The sequence below is a fragment of the Pleionea litopenaei genome, assembly GCF_031198435.1.
Lineage (GTDB): Bacteria > Pseudomonadota > Gammaproteobacteria > Enterobacterales > Kangiellaceae > Pleionea > Pleionea litopenaei.
In genome coordinates this window covers 565,266-583,948 of record NZ_CP133548.1, presented here as the reverse complement: position 1 = coordinate 583,948, position 18,683 = coordinate 565,266, and the positions used below count along the sequence as shown (strand labels likewise).

General features: G+C 41.4%; 12 protein-coding genes. All 12 read right to left on the bottom strand.

Going from position 1 to position 18,683, the window contains the following annotated elements; all coding sequences use genetic code 11:
• Nucleotide 1 precedes the first annotated feature (1 nt).
• The 12 genes from Q9312_RS02550 to Q9312_RS02495 all read right to left on the bottom strand — a co-directional run bounded on the left by Q9312_RS02550 (nucleotide 2) and on the right by Q9312_RS02495 (nucleotide 18,673).
• Nucleotides 2-2,452 (bottom strand): baseplate J/gp47 family protein, encoded by a 2,451-nt coding sequence (locus tag Q9312_RS02550; RefSeq protein WP_309202973.1) that lies wholly within the window; start codon nucleotides 2,450-2,452, stop codon nucleotides 2-4.
• Nucleotides 2,449-4,911, bottom strand: coding sequence for a baseplate J/gp47 family protein (locus Q9312_RS02545; RefSeq protein WP_309202972.1), 2,463 nt, complete (start codon nucleotides 4,909-4,911; stop codon nucleotides 2,449-2,451). The genes Q9312_RS02550 and Q9312_RS02545 overlap by 4 nt, the downstream gene beginning before the upstream one ends.
• Entirely contained in the window at nucleotides 4,911-5,282 is a 372-nt protein-coding gene (locus Q9312_RS02540) for a GPW/gp25 family protein (protein WP_309202971.1), read from the bottom strand. Before Q9312_RS02540 ends, Q9312_RS02545 begins: the two co-directional genes overlap by 1 nt.
• A 15-nt stretch (nucleotides 5,283-5,297) precedes the next feature.
• On the bottom strand, nucleotides 5,298-5,639 hold the full coding sequence (locus Q9312_RS02535; RefSeq protein WP_309202970.1) for a hypothetical protein: 342 nt from the start codon (nucleotides 5,637-5,639) through the stop codon (nucleotides 5,298-5,300).
• 88 nt (nucleotides 5,640-5,727) lie between these two features.
• Complete coding sequence (locus tag Q9312_RS02530; RefSeq protein WP_309202969.1) at nucleotides 5,728-6,285, bottom strand: phage baseplate assembly protein V; 558 nt, start codon at nucleotides 6,283-6,285, stop codon at nucleotides 5,728-5,730.
• Between the two features lie 11 nt (nucleotides 6,286-6,296).
• Complete coding sequence (locus tag Q9312_RS02525; protein WP_309202968.1) at nucleotides 6,297-7,352, bottom strand: phage late control D family protein; 1,056 nt, start codon at nucleotides 7,350-7,352, stop codon at nucleotides 6,297-6,299.
• 14 nt (nucleotides 7,353-7,366) lie between these two features.
• Nucleotides 7,367-7,642: a hypothetical protein gene (locus Q9312_RS02520; protein WP_309202965.1), complete on the bottom strand. Its 276-nt coding sequence runs from the start codon at nucleotides 7,640-7,642 to the stop codon at nucleotides 7,367-7,369.
• 9 nt (nucleotides 7,643-7,651) lie between these two features.
• On the bottom strand, nucleotides 7,652-8,410 hold the full coding sequence (locus Q9312_RS02515; protein ID WP_309202964.1) for a hypothetical protein: 759 nt from the start codon (nucleotides 8,408-8,410) through the stop codon (nucleotides 7,652-7,654).
• 111 nt (nucleotides 8,411-8,521) lie between these two features.
• Nucleotides 8,522-15,076: an eCIS core domain-containing protein gene (locus Q9312_RS02510; RefSeq protein WP_309202963.1), complete on the bottom strand. Its 6,555-nt coding sequence runs from the start codon at nucleotides 15,074-15,076 to the stop codon at nucleotides 8,522-8,524.
• Entirely contained in the window at nucleotides 15,073-15,357 is a 285-nt protein-coding gene (locus Q9312_RS02505; protein WP_309202962.1) for a hypothetical protein, read from the bottom strand. The genes Q9312_RS02510 and Q9312_RS02505 overlap by 4 nt, the downstream gene beginning before the upstream one ends.
• On the bottom strand, nucleotides 15,357-17,399 hold the full coding sequence (locus Q9312_RS02500) for an ATP-binding protein (protein WP_309202961.1): 2,043 nt from the start codon (nucleotides 17,397-17,399) through the stop codon (nucleotides 15,357-15,359). Before Q9312_RS02500 ends, Q9312_RS02505 begins: the two co-directional genes overlap by 1 nt.
• Nucleotides 17,396-18,673, bottom strand: coding sequence for a Pvc16 family protein (locus tag Q9312_RS02495; protein ID WP_309202960.1), 1,278 nt, complete (start codon nucleotides 18,671-18,673; stop codon nucleotides 17,396-17,398). The genes Q9312_RS02500 and Q9312_RS02495 overlap by 4 nt, the downstream gene beginning before the upstream one ends.
• Nucleotides 18,674-18,683: the final 10 nt, after the last annotated feature.

Below are 18,683 nucleotides of genomic sequence, written 5' to 3'. Positions count from 1 at the left end.
ATTACTCAGCTCCTTCTACATTCGGCGGCACCAAATATTTTCCATTCACTTTAACGCCCGCGTTAATAAAATCCCAAACAAAGCCTGTTGGAGCTTTGATTGCTGAAGAGTTCCATGGAAAAGTCCACCCGTAGAACAATAGAGATATGCTGTTAACGCTCATTACACCTGAAACACTGTGCAACACTTCAAAAATTTGACTTCTAAACAGTGCTCGACCAAACCCCATTTTTTCTGGAGTTAAAAGCCCTGTGTCGGATAAGAGTATTTGGTAAATGTCACTCAACACATTCTCTGTAATGTATTTGTCATCTATTGACACGTCGAGGCTTAAACCAAGTTCAAATGGTTTAATTACTTCAACTGAAAAAGGCAAATTATCATGACTCAACGATCGAATCTTTTGCTTTACCGGAAGTGCCGTAGCTTCATCTGCCAGAATCCATACACAAACCATGGCTCGCTGTTGCTTGTCTTGCCACTGCCAAGAAGCATGAGCGAAACTTACACCGGCGACACTTCGAGCAACAACGGCCATATCTTCAATTGATATTGCTCGACCCAAAAGCAATGAGGATTGCGGAGCTAGTAATTGAATGTCTTCAATATCCTCACGCTCACTGCCTCCAGTAGACGCAATCGGATTGGTCACCGATGTTACCCCATTAATTGGCTGGACCATTTGATTTATGGTGTTTTTCGGAGGACTACTTTTTCCCGCACCAAACCGATAATAGGCAATAATATTATCAACGCCTGATGGAAGACGAGCTCCGCGATTTCCATCACCAAACTGGATGAATGTATTTTCGTCTTCATCATGAGTTACGACAAATACTTGGTCTGTAGGACCTGTATTGTAAAAATTATCGACCTCATCCCACGCAACGCCATTTACATAGACTTTCAAAGTGCTTTCAATCCCTTGTTCACTCGCACTATTGTAGTTATTTAGGTAAGTTAGAGGTTTTTTCTTTAATGTAAAGAATTGATTCTTTTCAGTTACAAGTCCACTGCCTAGAACCTCGTGTTCTACGCTTTCGCCACGACTAACTTTCACTAGATTTCCAAATATCGTGAGAGGTGGGACAAAACTTGCATGTTCAATTGCTTGACCTATATCAAGATTGGTAGAGTCATAATCTAAAGTTGCATTGATTCTTAATGCTTCATCTTGGCTGTCTTGTATAAATACTTGCTGCACATCCGGCGCTAATTTGTTTTTAACAAGCGGTTGATTTAAAGGCAACGTAGAGTGAACGCTGGTATCAAGCTCAAAATCCGTTAAGGAAGGTAGCTCAAGGGAGCAGATTTTTTGAAAGGAATAATATACTTTGATAGCATTTGCATTAGCACTCACCCAGCTGCCATTATCAATCGTGCGGTCTAGCAAAATCTTGGAACTCAATGACTTCAATGCCGGTATTGGAACTGGAACATCGTTCCCCTCGGCATCTTCGACCATTTGCGAAGTAGCGCCTTGAATGGTTAGCTGAGTATCACTATTCGACTCAACCATCGCGTATTTATATTCATTTTGATAACTTAATATCAACTCATCGTTAGCGCTGATTTTCGAAGAAAGAGTATCTAGTACAATCTGATTACCATCTACTGCTTTCGGATCTCCCGAAAAATAACTTTGCTTCCACAAATTTTGAGATAGATTCGCTCGGTAAATTTGAACATTACTTGACAAGGTTCCATTAGGAATATCAATACTACTAGACAAGTCTAACTTATTTAATTTTTTTCCCGAAGAATCTGTATAGCTTAATACATTTTGAATTTTTGAGGACTGATGATAGGCCGCTGACTCACCATCAATCTTAAATAAGACGACATCTCCGGAGCGAAAATAATACTTGGTATTGACATAAACAGCATCAACTTCGACATCTGCGCCTGCTGCCGAATCAGAGCTAAAGCCATTGAGTTGTTCGGTATCGACTCTCCAGTCGTTATTGGACGAATGAATATTAACGTCTGCTTCTACTTCAAATACCTGTGGTGGCTCTTCGTCAAATGCCGCTGAGCGAAAAGCCAAGCCCTTTGAAAACTTTATCAGTTGTGTTCCTTGTGCCATAACTTTCAAATACGCACTGGCAGCAACCGCAGGTTTAGGTTTGTAACCTAACAAGCTCGTAAGTTTTGTTATCGATAATCGGCGCTTAGCTGAGGTTAAATAGAGCTCATGAGCAAACACTTGATCGTAAAAATTTTGCACGTCGGCAACATAGGCCCACATATCAATAATAATCAGTCCCCAGTCATCAAGAGTGCATGGCTCCCATCCATCTAATGCTGAATAGTTAGGAACTAATGCTTTCATATCACCACGAAAATCAGCAAAGGTTTTCCATTGCCTAGAAAAATATTTTAGTCCAGGTTGCGGAGTTTTACTGATTGTACACTCGCAGTGAACTTTATTAACGCAGGTACACTGACTCATACTCCGCCCTCCATTGCTAAGGTTAATATGCCTCGTTCTGGAAAGTCATAGTTATTCTCAATTCGAATAACTTCATCCATGGCTACTGGAAATACCATCTCCGTCATCTCTCGCCAATCAAAGAAGCCTCGTCGTCTCACTTTAATTCCTAATATCGCACGCACTCCTGGCAGCGATTGAATAGCCGCTTCTAAATTCGATCTTAAAAGAGGTGTACCGAAGGTAAAATTATTCGGAGAAAAGAAACTCTCCTCCGCTCCACTCCCAATCAAATAAGTCAATATTTCTTCTTTAACAACGCCTATGTAAGCACTTGGTTTTACACAAACCGTTATAATTAAATCAATATTCGCGTACTTGGGAGAACGCACTTCAACTGCTTGACCTGCTTGTCGAAATCGATTTAATTGTGCTCTCATCTGATTTTCTTGCTTAATTGATAAGCTGGTCGACGATTTCGGGTCCGGTGTTGCAAACAAGGTTAGCCAAGCACCCGTCCATCGCATTTTTGCTCCGGCACTTTGCACCCAACTCAATCGCTCAGTCGCTTCAGCATAATCTTCCGGTTTAACCGCTCGATAGGTTGTACTTCGAAAGGCATGTGGAATCACTTGTTTCGCTTCGCCAATACTTTCCTTTGCAAATCCATTAGTTAATGCGACCGGATTATAAATACTTTCGATAAGAGGTTCCGGTTCCATTAAATGTACGATGCTATTTGCGTTGACATTGGTTTCAACACCATTGCCTAATCGATAATAGACTCGAAATACCGTTCCCGAACTCGGTATGGCGCCAAATTCACCATCGCCAAAAGTAATTGATGACCCCTCATCCTTTTGATAATCCTTGTGAACAAATTCAACACCGTTTCTCCAATATCCAACGACACGCCCCCAGCTGCCATCATCAAGGGTAAAATGTCGCTCGTTAGGCAACGAAGAATAGACACCTAACAAAGACCGTTGCCAGGTCCACTGAATTGATTTTGGAATCCAACTAACGCCATCAAACTCCACCTCTTCTAAATAGACTTCTGGAGCGCTTGATCTCGGATCGCTTCCCAACCATGTGAGATCTGATTGGTTTGGGTCTGGCAGTGTCTGGTAATATTTTACTTGCCGATTAACTCTTCGCTGAATCGCACAGTTAATTCTCATTTTCTCTGAGTCAGGAATTGCTTGCTCGTCATCAAATTCACCGACCAAATAAAGCAACTCATGAGTTTCACCAGCGGATATCGGTAATAGATTGCACTTTATTGTTAACGACTCCAATGACATTTCAAAGGGAACCGCTTGTTCTGACGACCAATAAATTCGCGTAATTAATTGCTCTAGCAGTCTGTCTTCAATAATTTCTAAACGCGTAATTCTTACCAGCCAATTTAGAGGACACGTTCGTTTGACTGACGAGCTTTCAGTTAAAACCACCCATTTTCCAGTTGGATCATCACTTGGCTCATCGAATGAAAAAACGGATGTAATATCGCCTTCTACATCAATGCTGGTAGCGCCTTCTGGTAAACACAGATCGTCTTCATCCCATACGTAGGGACTCAATTCATTTAGTCGATGATCAATTAAGAATTCCCTACCATGAATCTGGTCAGCAAGGCCTTTCCCCAGTTCATAAACAAGTCTCTCTCCACTGTCTTTTTGAGCGTAAAATTTAATTCCGGCTTTAAGACTACCAATTGCATTTTCTTGTGCCATCACGCACAGCCAACCATTAGCGGCTAACCCTTCATGTAGCTCATAATCGACTAAACGTGCTAAATGGCGAACCGAACGACGCTGAGAGGCCGTTTCTAAATACCCTTCACGAACGATATTATTTTGATAGAAAGATAATTCATCACCAAGCGCAGCAAAGACTTCTGTTAGCATTACACCAACATCTGCATGCAAACGGTCTTGCCAATCTGGGTATTTTTGTGAAGCAAATTCTAGTAACGCTCGTCGAAAACTATTAAAGTCTCTAGCGGTATAATCCACTGGAAAATCCATTTCTTTCGGTTCATTACACTTTACCGCTTGTTGCTTACAGTCAAGGTCACTGGGACAGTTAGCTTTAAAACTAAACACCAATTGACGAAAGTAGTGATCGATGCTGGCGTGCTGAATTTTAAATGTATAAGGTGAGTAACCACCATTTTCTGCGACAGCAACTCGTAAAACGGTTCTATCATCAACTGAAGTCCACACTATTCCCACAACTTGCACCACCTCTTTAACAAGCTGATTAGGATCAGAAAATGAAGGGACTAAATTGAGTTGACTCTCAATCAACAGATCATCCACTGTCAGATCAGAAAGAATTTCATTAGCTTGAGGCGAAGCATCATGTTGGTGAAAATAAACATCGATTAAATGCTGATCGGGATAGACGTAGATAAAGTCCATACCACAAACCGTATTTTGCTCGACTAAATGCTGTAAGCGATCGACTTTGGCCATTAGCTTACCTCAACGTTTAATGTTTTTTTATCAACACTGGTTTTCAAATAGTAAGCAATATTGATATAGAGCTTTTCATTACTAGACTTGATTTCTACTGCATCGACATCCATTACTGACGAAAGCCATTTGTCTAATGCTTGATAAACCTTAACTTGAGCAATACTTGCAGCCACGTCACTGTTTGGAGCAAAGATCAATTGCCTCAGACCACATCCAAAGTCGGGTAAATTGACCCGCTCACCAGGATTGGTAAACAAGACCTGCTTAATGAGCTGAACCACATGTTGTTCATAATCGCGTTCAATACTTAAAGAACGAGTACCAAGATCAATGGCAATCGGATGTTTAAAACTTTTAAATGCGTTCATAGCTCTCTCCCTAAGCTACTGACTAGAAACTTTTAATTGGGTATTCACTGACATAACTTGTCCTTGAGGCAATTGTTGAGCCGACAAGCATAAACCAACGCTTTGAGCACTCACCGTGAATTGGCCACTGACCTTTACTCGCAAGTCAGATTTTATCCATTGTACGGTGACACATGGACTTGGAATGGGTGGCGTACCTGGAATTTGAAATGGACACCCTACTACGGTAAAAGTATCGCTAATGGTCGCGACAGATGACTGGTCAGCGAAAACACTGGTATTTGAGGAAGCTATCGTTATGGAGCCGCCATGTGGACAGGTGAGTTGACTCATGGTTGTATGGGTATTGCTGCTCATCTTTCATTTTCCTTAAATAGCTATGCTTAACGTGTTATTTATTCAGTGAGTTTAGAAACCATTAAAAAAGTTATTGATTGCTATTCATTCAAATAACTTCTAATGCATTTCCATTAACTGAAACAGAAGCACTGGTCACTTCAACTTTGCCATTACCGCCACTGTCTGATATCACACCTGAACCTCCGACGGTATGATTAGCGCCTCCAGCATCACTAAGCACTTCACTGGTAATCACTACCTTGGCTCCATCACTGCTTTCAATCAGAATTTCACTTGCATTGTCATCGAGACGAACGGTTAGTTCTTTTGTCTTCCAGATCTTTATGTTTTGATCGGAATCATCTGGGAGTTGACCATCGGCCCAAAAACACCCTACCCAAATTGGATACGAAGGATCTCCTCCTTCAAACTCACACCAAACTCCACTATCAACGGGCGGTATCGAATAGAACCCGACTTGATCGCCTGCATAGGGAACACAAGGCATTGCCCAAACCGTAATTTCACCTAACACCGCAGGAATGCTTACCAACAACCGTCCCCTTGAAGTTGGATCATTAGTGTCAATGACTTTTCCTCGGTACTTCCCAAAAAAACTTTGATCACTTGGGAAACCATTCGAATATTTAACTCGATTAAACATTTTAGACCTCGCTATGACCAAGCATTGCGCACCACCTCTACATTCATTAGATGACGAGTGGAATCTATCGTATGAGTCACCGAAACGATGTAATAATAACCACTGTGTCGACTGCCCAGGCCTCGTATGTTAGCCAATTTATTAGCTCTCAAAATTCGTCCTAGTCGATTAGCGCTGGTGACACATTTTCCATGGATAAACCATTGTGAATCGTTAAGCATTCCTTTTGACAGTGATGTTAAACATCCAGTATCGTTCGCTGGCGCTAAAGAATGAAAATTCGCTTGCTGATTAATGACTTGACTAAGCATGGTGTTACCAAGAAATTCTAAATCTGCCTCAGATGCATTAGCCTCAATTAATTCTAGAGAGTTGAGGTCGAGTTGATTGGCACTAAATTCAGTCGCTCTTAAACAGTCCCATTTTAAAGTAAACTCATCAAGATTAGCTTCGTCCATATTAATTACCAAATCAAAGTGAGCATCGCCTTGTAACTGAGGCGGTTGAAAATAGGCCGTCTCGATTCCTGAGTCGTCTGATCCAACCCAAAACAAAAAACCATTTCTTTTTGCTAACATATCGATAAAAAAATCATCGGTATTTCGCTGAATCAGTGAGTGCTTCTCGGTTAAATGGCGAGAGTCAGTCGCACTGACTTCAGGAATCATTCCATACTGAGCAACTATTGACGAAACGACTTCGCTATCGGTTACGTCTGCCCATTGCACGCATTTATTTTCTCTTTGCATAGTAAACCGGCTATCACCACCAAAAACCCTGACACTCGAACCAACTCCTCCATGAAGGTATTGAACTTCGTGACCGAAGATTTGTCCTTTGACTAAGCATTCAGATACATCATCTGAAGAGGCCAAAATCATAACTTCATTACCGGGAGCTAGATCATTTTCGAGTAACATAGGAAAGTCAGAGTCAACTATGTCGATAGGTAATCGCAATTGAAACTCAGTTGCTTGGCCTGCTTTTTCATAAACCGAAATGCTAGCTGATGACGTTAATAAGTCACTTACATTTCCGTTTATGGTTAAAACAATTCTCGAATCCATACCTTAGTAACCCGTTAATTTCTCTCAGCTGGAACGGCAATCTCTTGGACTTCACTTAATTGTTCCGCCATCATTGCTTGATTAAACTCCGCCAGTCGCCAAAATCCTGTCGCATCTTTCATATACCGAAAGGCAAGATGATCGAGTCGTTGCCCTTGCTTTCTTCGGTGGTAACCAAGAAAGCTCTGAATGGGTTTATCGACAGCACAAACAACGTCGACCAATCGACCTCTGGAATCTGTGACTTTATAAATTTCACTATTACGGTATCGGCTTTTTTTATCAAACATCAAACACTCCTAAAACGGCAACATTCCCAAGATACTTTGAACGGTATTTGCTACATTACTAGCAGCTAAGACTTGTTTTTGCTTTCGTGTAAATTTATAAGCAGCGATCGCGAGATCTTTCGACATGCTGTCTTGATACGCATTCAATTCATTCAGGGTTAACACTTGAACACCCAAGCTGACTTTGGCTTGAGTCGGATATAAGATTGGCGAATGGGCTTGCTCATCAACATTAAAGCTCGTCAGTCGAACTGGGAGAATTCTTCCTGGCCCCCAAACGAATAACAACACAGGAACCCTACCGCGAGGAACCGGTTCTGCGGCTGCTGAAGTAGATGCACTTGCACCGCCTCCTCCAATACTTACACTAATGGCGCCTAATAATTCACCCAACAAGCTTTCTTCTTGCGGATATAGCAACATTTCAAGTGCCGCAATACGATCAGCGACGCCCGTAGCTACTGCAATGGGATCGCCAATCTCTAAGTCATCGGTGGCATCGAGCTCTAACTCCAAACTAAACGATTCTGGTGGATCATGTGGTTGAGCATCGGCGCTAATAGAATAATTGACTGACTGCACCTGACCTTCTTCATCTGTGACTTCTTCGGTTTGAAATGGATTGTAAACTTCTAATGACCGACTCATTGACGCAGGGTTGTATTGAAAAATAATAATATTCGGAAGCGGCCCAATAAATCGCTCCGAAAATTCAATTAAAGCGCCCTTTAGTAACAATGGAGAGCGAGAGAAACCGTTATTCGCCATTATTCTCCCCTTGAAGTGTAATTGCTTGACTATTCATCAGTTTGCTTAGCTTAGTTCTTGCTAAAACAATTCCGGTTGTCATGTCTTCTATCAAATTTCCTTGACGCATAATTAAGTCCACTCGCTCATTTTCTCATTATTTTTGCTTTCTACGGCAGACACAATGTTTCTGATCTCCGTAGCCGACTCACTAGGATTAAATCCAACGGGTAAGTCGTCTTCTGAATCTAAACCTCGTTGGTTCATAACGACCGCTTTGTAATAGGGAATCTCATATCGAACTAACGCGTTAGGTAATGCGGTAATCATTATTTCGTACATAGATGCATAAGTGCCTTTCATTGCCACGACTACTTTACGTTTGAAATCCGTGAGACTGCTGCCAGTAAGACCGCGAGCATAGCTGGCAATTTCGGCTTTATTCCCGGTAATTTGTTGTTGATTTAAATTTCGGATGAACTCTTGGTCAATTTTCTCACTTTGACTTGCTGGGCTTTCCAAGTCATCGGTCTCTCCCCAAGAAGAAGACGCATTCATATGCAATCGACCTTTTTGATGGGTAATAGCCGCTAGTGACACCGCAGGCAATTTATCTCCGCGATTGCCATTAGGATCGAGTTTCTCCAAATCAATTGTTCGAGTTGAGCCAGAAGTACTGTAACCAGGAAGATTTCTATGTGTGGTGGTATCGATAAATCCGGGAAGCTTTTCATTCACATCGTCGAATAAAAGCGTGCTTTGATTATTATTTCTGAAATATTCAACTAATAAGTACTGAGGGACATGATGCGACTGTCTTCCAGTTCGAGCACCCCGAGGCATTCTTGAGCCAGTCAATTCTTCATGCGTACCAACACGTATACCTGCTTTAGATGAACCGACATTATCAGGATTCTTGTATTCGGACCATGAATCGACTTCGACTTCACCAATGTTGTAAAGCATAGTGATCGTATCCAAGATAAAACGGTCACTCAGTCTAAATTCGCTACTGTGCCACACTTGAGCATCTTGCAATCGTTCGTCAATGTATAACTTAATTTGACTCCACGCAGATGCAGACTGAAATAACGATAAACGGTCAGGTTGATTCGCTTGAACCCACGTTATGGTATTCGCTTTCATATCTTGAAACGGTCCCGAGCGAGCGTCAAGATTTGCTAAGTGAAGGTAACGCATGGTAATGCGGCCAGCTCGGCCACTATCAATATCGATATTAACGACGTAGCCAGTTCGAGCAAAAAGATAGGTTTCTAAGTTATTCGCAAACAGTCGTGGTAGAAGACGAACCCGGTCATTTGCCTGAGTTTGAATGCTGCGTAAAACAATGCCAGGTATAGTATCATTAACCGTTGAATGAAAAGTATTTGCTAAATATCCTTGAATTCGCGATTGATTCTGATCAAATGGTGCAAGATAATTCGATAGCGTCGCATTGGCTAAGTGGCTTTTCGTATCCGTCCATATTCTCCTAGCATCACTTACCGCATCTAAAAATGTTGCCTTTCTAGCAATACTACGTGGCACATTTTCTTCAAAAGCTGTGGCTTGATTTTCTGCAACATCACCATCGGTTAGGTTTTCTAAAATACGAGTCGCCATACTTCGCATCGAAGGCATAAAAAAACCGCCCCCACTGCCTTCAATTGAAATACTCTCTTCCCAATCTGAATTTTCTGCTCTTTGCGCCATGCTATCAGCAGCACGCTCTTTAGCAGAGTCATAGCGAACACCCTGACCTTTTGAACCAGAAATTGGCCAAACAGAATGATCGTACTCTCTATGCCTAGGCCCAGTTTGCTGTAACACATGAGCTAACTCGTGTCGGAGTATTTGCCTTCCTTGGGTCGTTTGAGGATTCAGAGAACGATTTAAGAAAATATGACTTCCCCAAGTAAGTGCATGAGCATCTGCCTCATGCGTTAATTCGGCAGCTTGGGTATCTCGATGCATTCGAACATGCTCAAAATTGTGACCATATTCTGATGAAAATTGAGAAAGAAGATCTTCCGGAAGTGGATACCCCGACGAGGTATTAACACCTTCAGGTCGAGTTTGAGCGGGTTGACTAGATCGAGCTTTTGCATCCATCGACAAGCTGTCTTCGTCAAACTCATCAAAGTTAATTTCAGTTTCTCGAAGTTCTGGCTCATCTAACACAATAGCACCGTTGGTGGCTGTTTCAATTAATTCTTGAACCTGGGTATATAACGTTGCCTGAACATGTTCCAGTAAAGGTTGTAGTTTTACTCGAACTTGATCTCGCCATAGTATGTTTGGATCAATACCCTGCGAACTTAACCCATCGGCTATTAATTCTGACGCTTCGCCGAGTGCACCAGTGACCTCAAGTATCTCCTTTACTATTTTTCCTTTCCTTCCAAACTTACCAATAGCAAATCCTAGAATGACTTCAATCGCGACGGACATAGGTATGATTTCGTTAGGAATTTCCAGCTTAACCATACTATTAACGATGGATTCTATTTCTTCTTTTGCTCGGCTTTGTAATCTTTCAGGATCCGTTAAATCGAGTGCTTCGGACGCTATAAACGTATCTCTTCCGAGTTCTGCTAATCGAAGTAATATAGGTACCGCATCGATCAGCATTAAAAGCATGCGACTACTGACGATTCTTCCTTGAGCTTGCACAAATGAGCCTCGAATACGTCCTCTTAAGCGAACAAAAGCTCGTAATGCGTCTTCACACATTTCAGTGACAAACTCAAACAATCTTTTAAGCTTTCGACGACTAGAATTTCCTCCAGAAGAACCAGAGTCATCATCAACATCTGGTGCTACCAACTGACTCTCGAAAGGAAGATCACCAAATAACATATACTCTAAGAAGCGTGGTGCCGCGGCTTCTAACTCATTACCAATCAACTCAGTTACTTGATCAATCATTTGTTGTGGGTTATTGATCAATTTTTCTTGTATGTCAGGCAAATCACGAATTACAAACTGCCCTATCGCAAATAGGAGACGAGCAACCATCACGCCTTGACCTATGCCTGGAATTAGCTCAGCTAAATCAAGTCCTGTTTCTAATGCTTGCTCTAGTATTTCTTCTAAATTATTGAGACTTCCAACAAAAGCTGCTGTCGCAATAATTTCATCAAGCAACACTAGATAATGCATATCACTTTCACGATTTCGAACAGTGATCTCTTCACCAGTATCTATGGTGAATTTTAAAATGGTTGCATTAGCTCGAATTGGACGACCACGAAGATCATTAACAATGGCAGGTGAAATAGCATCGGTACCGACACCATAAGGAGGATGAAATCTAAAACTACGGTAAACTCGAGTTATTCGATAGGTATGCCCCATAATCTCCATAACTTCGCCAATAGCTAGGCTATGATGGAAATTGAGCGAACGAATTTCTTCTCGATCACTTTCAAAACCAAAGCGCGTTTGTACGCTTGTTATAACCGTATCTAACGATGACTTTAGCGTATTTAAATGCGAAATATTTGAAAGTAAATCATCGGCCGACTCATAGCTAACACGATTACGGTTATGTACAGCCGCATCACTATCTCTTAAATTACTCGCTGCAAAAGTAACCGCTCGAATTCGCTCTGGTTCATCTTCCGCTAATGTAATTGCTCGTTCTACGTAACCATAATACCCCGTCACTAGATCATAGCGCCTTTCTTGAATGTCCCCTAACCAAGTATCTTGAATAAAGAGTTCCTTTAACTTTTCGGCCAACGATAAAATCAAAGCAGCTTCATGGGCAGCCATATCTTCCGACCAGCCCAAACGCGTAAAATCTGTTATTTCACCTAAAATATCATTTGGTACCGTGTAGTTACCGATACTTCGATCTTCATTGTATTCATGAATTTGCTGATTTAAATCAATGGCTAGCGCTCGTCTTCTGCGAATGGTTGCTCTGGTCAAAAGATAGGCTCGATCGCTATTCGCTGTTTCCCTGAGTCGGTCAATATTACCGGTTACTAGACCTAACAAACGCTCTCGAAGTGCTAATTGTGATTCAGATTGACCACCTTCATTGTCGATACCGTCTTCAATTAAAGCAATGTAGTTTTCCATCCAGATTAAGTTAGAGACACTCTCGGGTAAGTCGGCAAGCACAATGACTAAATCATTTAAATCAGTAAATCGTCTCAGTGATGCGCTAATAAAAGCAAAAGAAGGTAACTTCCATACATAAAGTTCATTTGGGAAACCACGTGGTCTAATAACACCACCACCTGCTGCAATGATCGGTTGTGAAAATTCCTGATAAATCGGGTGGGACAGTAACATTTCTTCCAAAGAACGATTTGGTAAACTGTCTTCAGTTTCTCGGTAGTAGACAATACAATAATCTGTAGAAGGTACTGAGTAGCGCTTAGGCTTCGGAACCTCCCTTCTTGCGGTTTCAACCGCATCATCCATTAACCGCAACCTTCCTTGTTCGGGTTCGGCTTCCGTTCCAATCAAAAGCGTACTTAGTCGCCGATTAAAGCTTTCTAGATGCAAGACGCCATATAGATTAACCAATTGAGCTGCGGTAAGGCCTAATCCATGAATTAGTCCGCCATAGTCTTCCGTTAGTTGCGCAATTGGCGTGGAATCTTCGTTAAAATCGCCGGTAATTGCGAGATAACTATCTTGAATGTCGCGACCAGAAAGAACATCGTTACACAAATCACTTAATTCATTTTGCTGAGTTAGCTGGGCAAAAAGACCAAAATATCTTGCCATAATAATTCGGTGCATCAATCGAACATCGGCTCTTTGATAAACAGCGACGAAAGCTTCATCATCCGACTGAACATAACGAAGTATTAATCCTTGCAAGACTTCAATCCAACGTATTCCCCAACCTAACCATGCTGCTGATTGACGTTTACGCTCATTATTTCTATGTTCATATCGAAAAATATTCCATTGCAGGCGATGAGAAAGTTGTTCGGAAAATGGCGCTAATTGAGACGTTAGTTCAAACATTGCATCTGAATAGGCTTGCGGCTCTGGTAATACTTCATTCTCTAAAGGAGAAATTAAAACGGCGGATGCCAGTTCAACAACCTTACTTACGAAGGATTCAAACGTATCGTCATTACTTGGTTGCCATTCAGGGTTTATAGGCTGAGCCGCCTGAGATGCATCAATGATGTTACTGACCAGCTGCCAATATTCTATCGCGGAATCTGAGAGGCTTTTTATTCCACGACCGATGCTGCGAAAATGGGCGGTATCTACTTGTACTTGCTCGCCATTTTGCTCAAATACAAGTTCTCCGTTTTGCATTTGCTCGCCAAAGCGACGAAAGCCATAGCTGACTGAATACTTCTTGTCAGTGTTATTTTCGGACTGACTATTAAGATCCGTATTGAGCTGCAACTGATACAATGTTTCGTCAAGATCACGAACTAACTGATGCGCTATATGCACTCGGTCATTACCAGCAAATCCGGTCGATGCTTGTCTTTCATAATCTTGATAGTGATCACTAAGGTCCGCGGCCCTTTCAGCAGAAACTTCAGGCCTTACCAAATACTCCCATAAACTTTGATATAAATTATACGGAAAATCATCACCATAAACGTCCTCGATAATATCGAACGCCCACTGTTTTCCATAGTCGTCATCCGTTAATAAAAACGCTCTAAATCCGACCAACTGACTGAATTGACTTTCAAATCGAACATAAGTAAGCCAACTAATCAACATGGGCTCATCGTCTATTATTTTTGCTGCCCCTTCAAATCGTCCTAACAGCCTTAAGCAATCGTAGAGGAAAGCCTTAACCACTAAAGGTTGCAGATCAATTTGCTCTGCTAACCGGCGTGATTCCTCATCACTCGCACCGAGAATAGCTTGTTCTAATTGTACTGCAGCCGCGTTCGCACCGACCGTGGTATTTAATTCTGCTCTTAAGCCGATGATATTTCGTATGATTTGCTCAACATCATTAAACGCAGAAAGCCGGCGTTCGCGGGAGGTCTCTGTATCGTTTAGCGCATTATTATTATCGGCCTCAGCTCGATAGGCCTCGACCATCTGATCGAATAACGCATCCCTCTGCAAGTCGATAACAGCATTTGGATTATTATTTTGAAAATTTACAGAAACCACTTTTTGCTGAGTATCATGAGTCCGCCTCCCGGCCTGCTGAAGGGTATGTGTTAGCTCATGAGCAAGTAAATCTTTACCGGCTAAAGTCTCTGGTTGAAAGGCGCCATGTGAAAAGTAGATGTGGTTTCCTGCGGTAAATGCTTTTGCATTAATATCTTTAGAAAAATCATTAGCCGCTTGATCACTATGAATACGCACATTTGAAAAATCAGCCTGAAAAAAATCTTCGAAGGGCGCTCGGACTTTCTGTGACAGCGCTACCCCTAGACTATTTGCAATAGAAAAATTAGCCATACGAGCCGGCGTTATCTGAGCTTTGTTTCTCTCGTAGTCACGAGAAGACAGCATCGACGGTTCATTTTGATTGAGCTTGGTAGAGTTAATATTATTTAGGCCATAAATACGCCATTGTTCTACAATTGCTCTTGCTTGAACCTCATGCTTATTCGTTCGTTCATCACTTTGACGCTTTATCAGAACCGCTTGCTTTTTATTAGTGACGCGCTGATCTTTAGAGGCTTCACCTCTAGAAATTGCAGCGTTGTTTGTACTATTCGAAGTCATTCTTTTAGCACCTTGTCTACTAATGACTCTACGATAGCTTGAATTATTTGATGTTCACTTACGCCGTGATCGACAGTAAGTTTTAGACTTATTTCACCAAGATTAATATTTCTTTCGACATTACGACTTGCCAGCTCGCAAGCAAGTTTACCTAGCATTCTTTTGCTAAGGTTTAAACTGCTATTATCTACACCTCTAGCATTTTCATTGCCCAACCGTAAAGAAAGCTTGTTGATCGACAACTTAGGCTTGTTAACGCTTGTATAATTACGATTGGTCATCAAACTGCCCTAGCCGAGCGGTGTAAAATAGATATTTCCTGTTCAGAAAGGTGCCGACCAGTCTTTAACAACTCTCTTTGTAACCCTTTAAGGATGTGTTCCGCACTAACTTTCGTGCCTTGCTGTCTGGCACTGAAGGTAGCGGACAGTAAAATGAATTTTACTTGAGCTCCGGTTAAAGCGTATTGTTCAGAAAGAATTTTAAAGAAGGGTTTAAACCTATCATTAGAAACTTCAAATATTTCACTCGACAGTTTGTTCCACAATTGAAATCGAAGTAGACTATCAGGTTCGTTGATGTCAATAACGTAGCGTAATCGACGAACGAACGCGTTATCTAGATTACTTTTCTTATTAGTCGCAAGTATCGCCACACCCGGAAAATCTTCAATAGCTTGCAACAAAAAGTTTGTATCAGTGTTCGCGTAACGATCATGAGCGTCGTTGACTTCAGTGCGATTAGTAAATAAAGCATCGGCCTCATCGAAAAATAAAATAATATTTGATTCAGCTGCTTGCTCGATAAGCTTAGATAAATGTTTTGACGTTTCGCCTATGTATTTGCTTACAACGGAAGCCAAATCGACACGATAAAGAGGTCTATTTAATTCATTAGCGACAACTTGCGCAGACATTGTCTTGCCGGAGCCTGGTGAGCCGGCCAATAATACGACTAACCCTGTTCCTCTAGGAAAAAGTCTAGTTGCTTTTGAATTCTCCCAAAATTCATCACGTACTTTAGCTTCAAAAATAAAGTCATCTATTTGTTTAAGGGTTGAGTTCTTTAAAATAAGGTCATCTCTTGTAAACTCAGAGTTTAGCGGCTTGGCCAATCGGTCAAATTGATTTAGCTCTCTACGGTTAATATTTTGAATTAATTTATCAAAGTCTTGTTCGCCAGCATTTATTTCTGAATGCAGTTCTCCAATCGACATTCTTCTTGAAAGAATAGAGCGCCTTTGATCTTCGTTAAAACTATGGAACCCCTTAAAAGATTGTCGCCAAATGGCTTCCTTTTGTTCTATGGTTAATTCAGGAATACGATAATAAACAAGGGTATAGCTATCAGAAACAACTAAACTTTCGCCTGGAGAGATACCGACGAATTGTATTGGGAAATTTGGGATGCTTGCATGTTGGATAAACTCTTGGTTCGACCAGTATAGAGCCACCTTATCCAAGTACGCTTGCCGATGAGCTAAAGTAATAATACTTTTTAATTCAGGTTCACTCGCAGAAAAGCTATTAAAAGCCAACAGCGGAAATGACAAGTATTCAGACAGAAATGCGGCAATCGTTTTCTTACCACTACGGCATTCTCCTTCAACAGCTATAACTAATTTGCAATCTTTAATGGTTAATAGCTTTTGCCGAATCTCTTCAGCAAAGATCTCAAGCGTTGGCTTTTGCAATGGCGGTTTACTTTTTACAATTGCAGCACGACCTGTAAGAAGACGATGCAGTCCAGGATCATTCATTAGCCAATTCATTATGTGTTCATCGATCTTGAAGTAATGTTCATCATGACTAGTGACGCCCTCTCGCAAAATCCCCCATACAATGAGTGGCGACTCTGATTTTATTGAGTAGTAATAACCATAGTCATACAGTCGACTGACTAATAATTCAGTTACACTGTTTGTTGGCTCAGATTTAATAACAGAGAATAGATTAGCAATATGGGGTACTAGATAGGCTACGACACACAGTTCAAACAAATGTGTATCTTCTTGCGCAAAGCCAAATAGCCGAGATAACTCATTTAATCGTCCCCCATCATTCGCATTTCGAGCCTCAATAACCTTTAGCAACTCATCTCTAAACGGATTAGAATCACTGCGTCTCCAGATAAGTTCATGTTCTGGCTTATCTAACTCGAACATATACTGTTGTTGATTTAATTCATTTTCTTTTAAAGACTCCAACCAGGCGATACGTTGCTTAACTCGCAAACTCACTTCCGATACCAGACTAGCTATATCCTCAGGTAGTAAACTTCGGCTGAGCTGAAACTGAGTATTTAACGCGTGAAGTTGGCTCATGAGATGACCAACCATCGGGGTAAACTGTCAGCATCTCGCACTTGAACCCTTAAATAATAAACATCTCCAACACTGGTATCTTCAAGCCAACGAATCTCCAAATTTTCTTGATCGACAATCGCAAATTCTGCGAACGCTAAACTGCCAGCAGCCCCTTGAGTTAAAGCTGACTCCCCAAGAAATAGTTTTACGTGATCTTGAGTAATATCAACACCTTCAAAGATACGCCCGCTAATCGTAAACACACCGTTAGCATTGGGTGTCGATACTGTGTCAATTCTTGGAGCGATCATTATCGGAGTTGGGTTAGAGAGATTGGTGAACTGTTTAGTCTGTCCATTCGGAGTCACCCTCTCTTTAGCGACTTCAATAAATAAATTGTATAGTCCTGGAGCTAACTCATCACCATCAATGTTATCTTGAATCACTAAGCTAACTTCTGAATTATCAGATTGAATTGACCAATCAATTGAATTAAGCCTTCTAGGGACGTCCCAATCGGCGTACTGCAAATATACGAACGTTTCGTCGCCACTCAAGTTAAATCCATTAATAACGATTCTGGCACCATAAGGAGCCCTCGCTGGTTGCAATACAATCTCTCGAGATTCTGTTGCTCCCGGTGGCAAAATATCTAAAGAATAGCGAGAAGAAGTAATTAATGGCGTCGAGTCAGGAAAAGCAAATACATTGTAATCCAACACTGGATTGGCAGAACGCTGCATAGGCTCGGGTTCTAGCAAGATAACGGAAACTTGATAGTAAGCGGCTAATCTTAAAGGTGTTGACCCTGCCGTCCAGAAATTTACAGCATCTTCTGGCTCTACTGGACGTAGCTCAAGGGCTATTCGATTGTCTTGTCCTCTTAGAATTAGAGGCATAACTGTTTCACCAGCGACTAAGGTATCATCGTTAATAATTGGGTTGTCATGTAATGCTTTCATCGCAGCGCCAAGTAGCATTTGTTCACGATAGGAACCTGTTGGTGAACTCAAGTCACTATGAGCACTTAATTGATAAAAAAGAATTAAAGGCATCGCTGTAAATTTAATGGGAGGGTTAGAGTTTCCCATCGGGAGCGCATTTTTCATGCTTGGATCTTCTTTGATATGATAAAGATACAGCCCTAACGCGTTATCACCTGCTAGACTATCTGGCGGGTCTGGCACTACACTCAATGTTGAATCATCTGACCATACTGAAGAATTCTCGATATGATGCTGAATAACATTAACGAGTGTTCGCGTAACTTGAGAAATATCTAACATACTCATCTTAATGGCT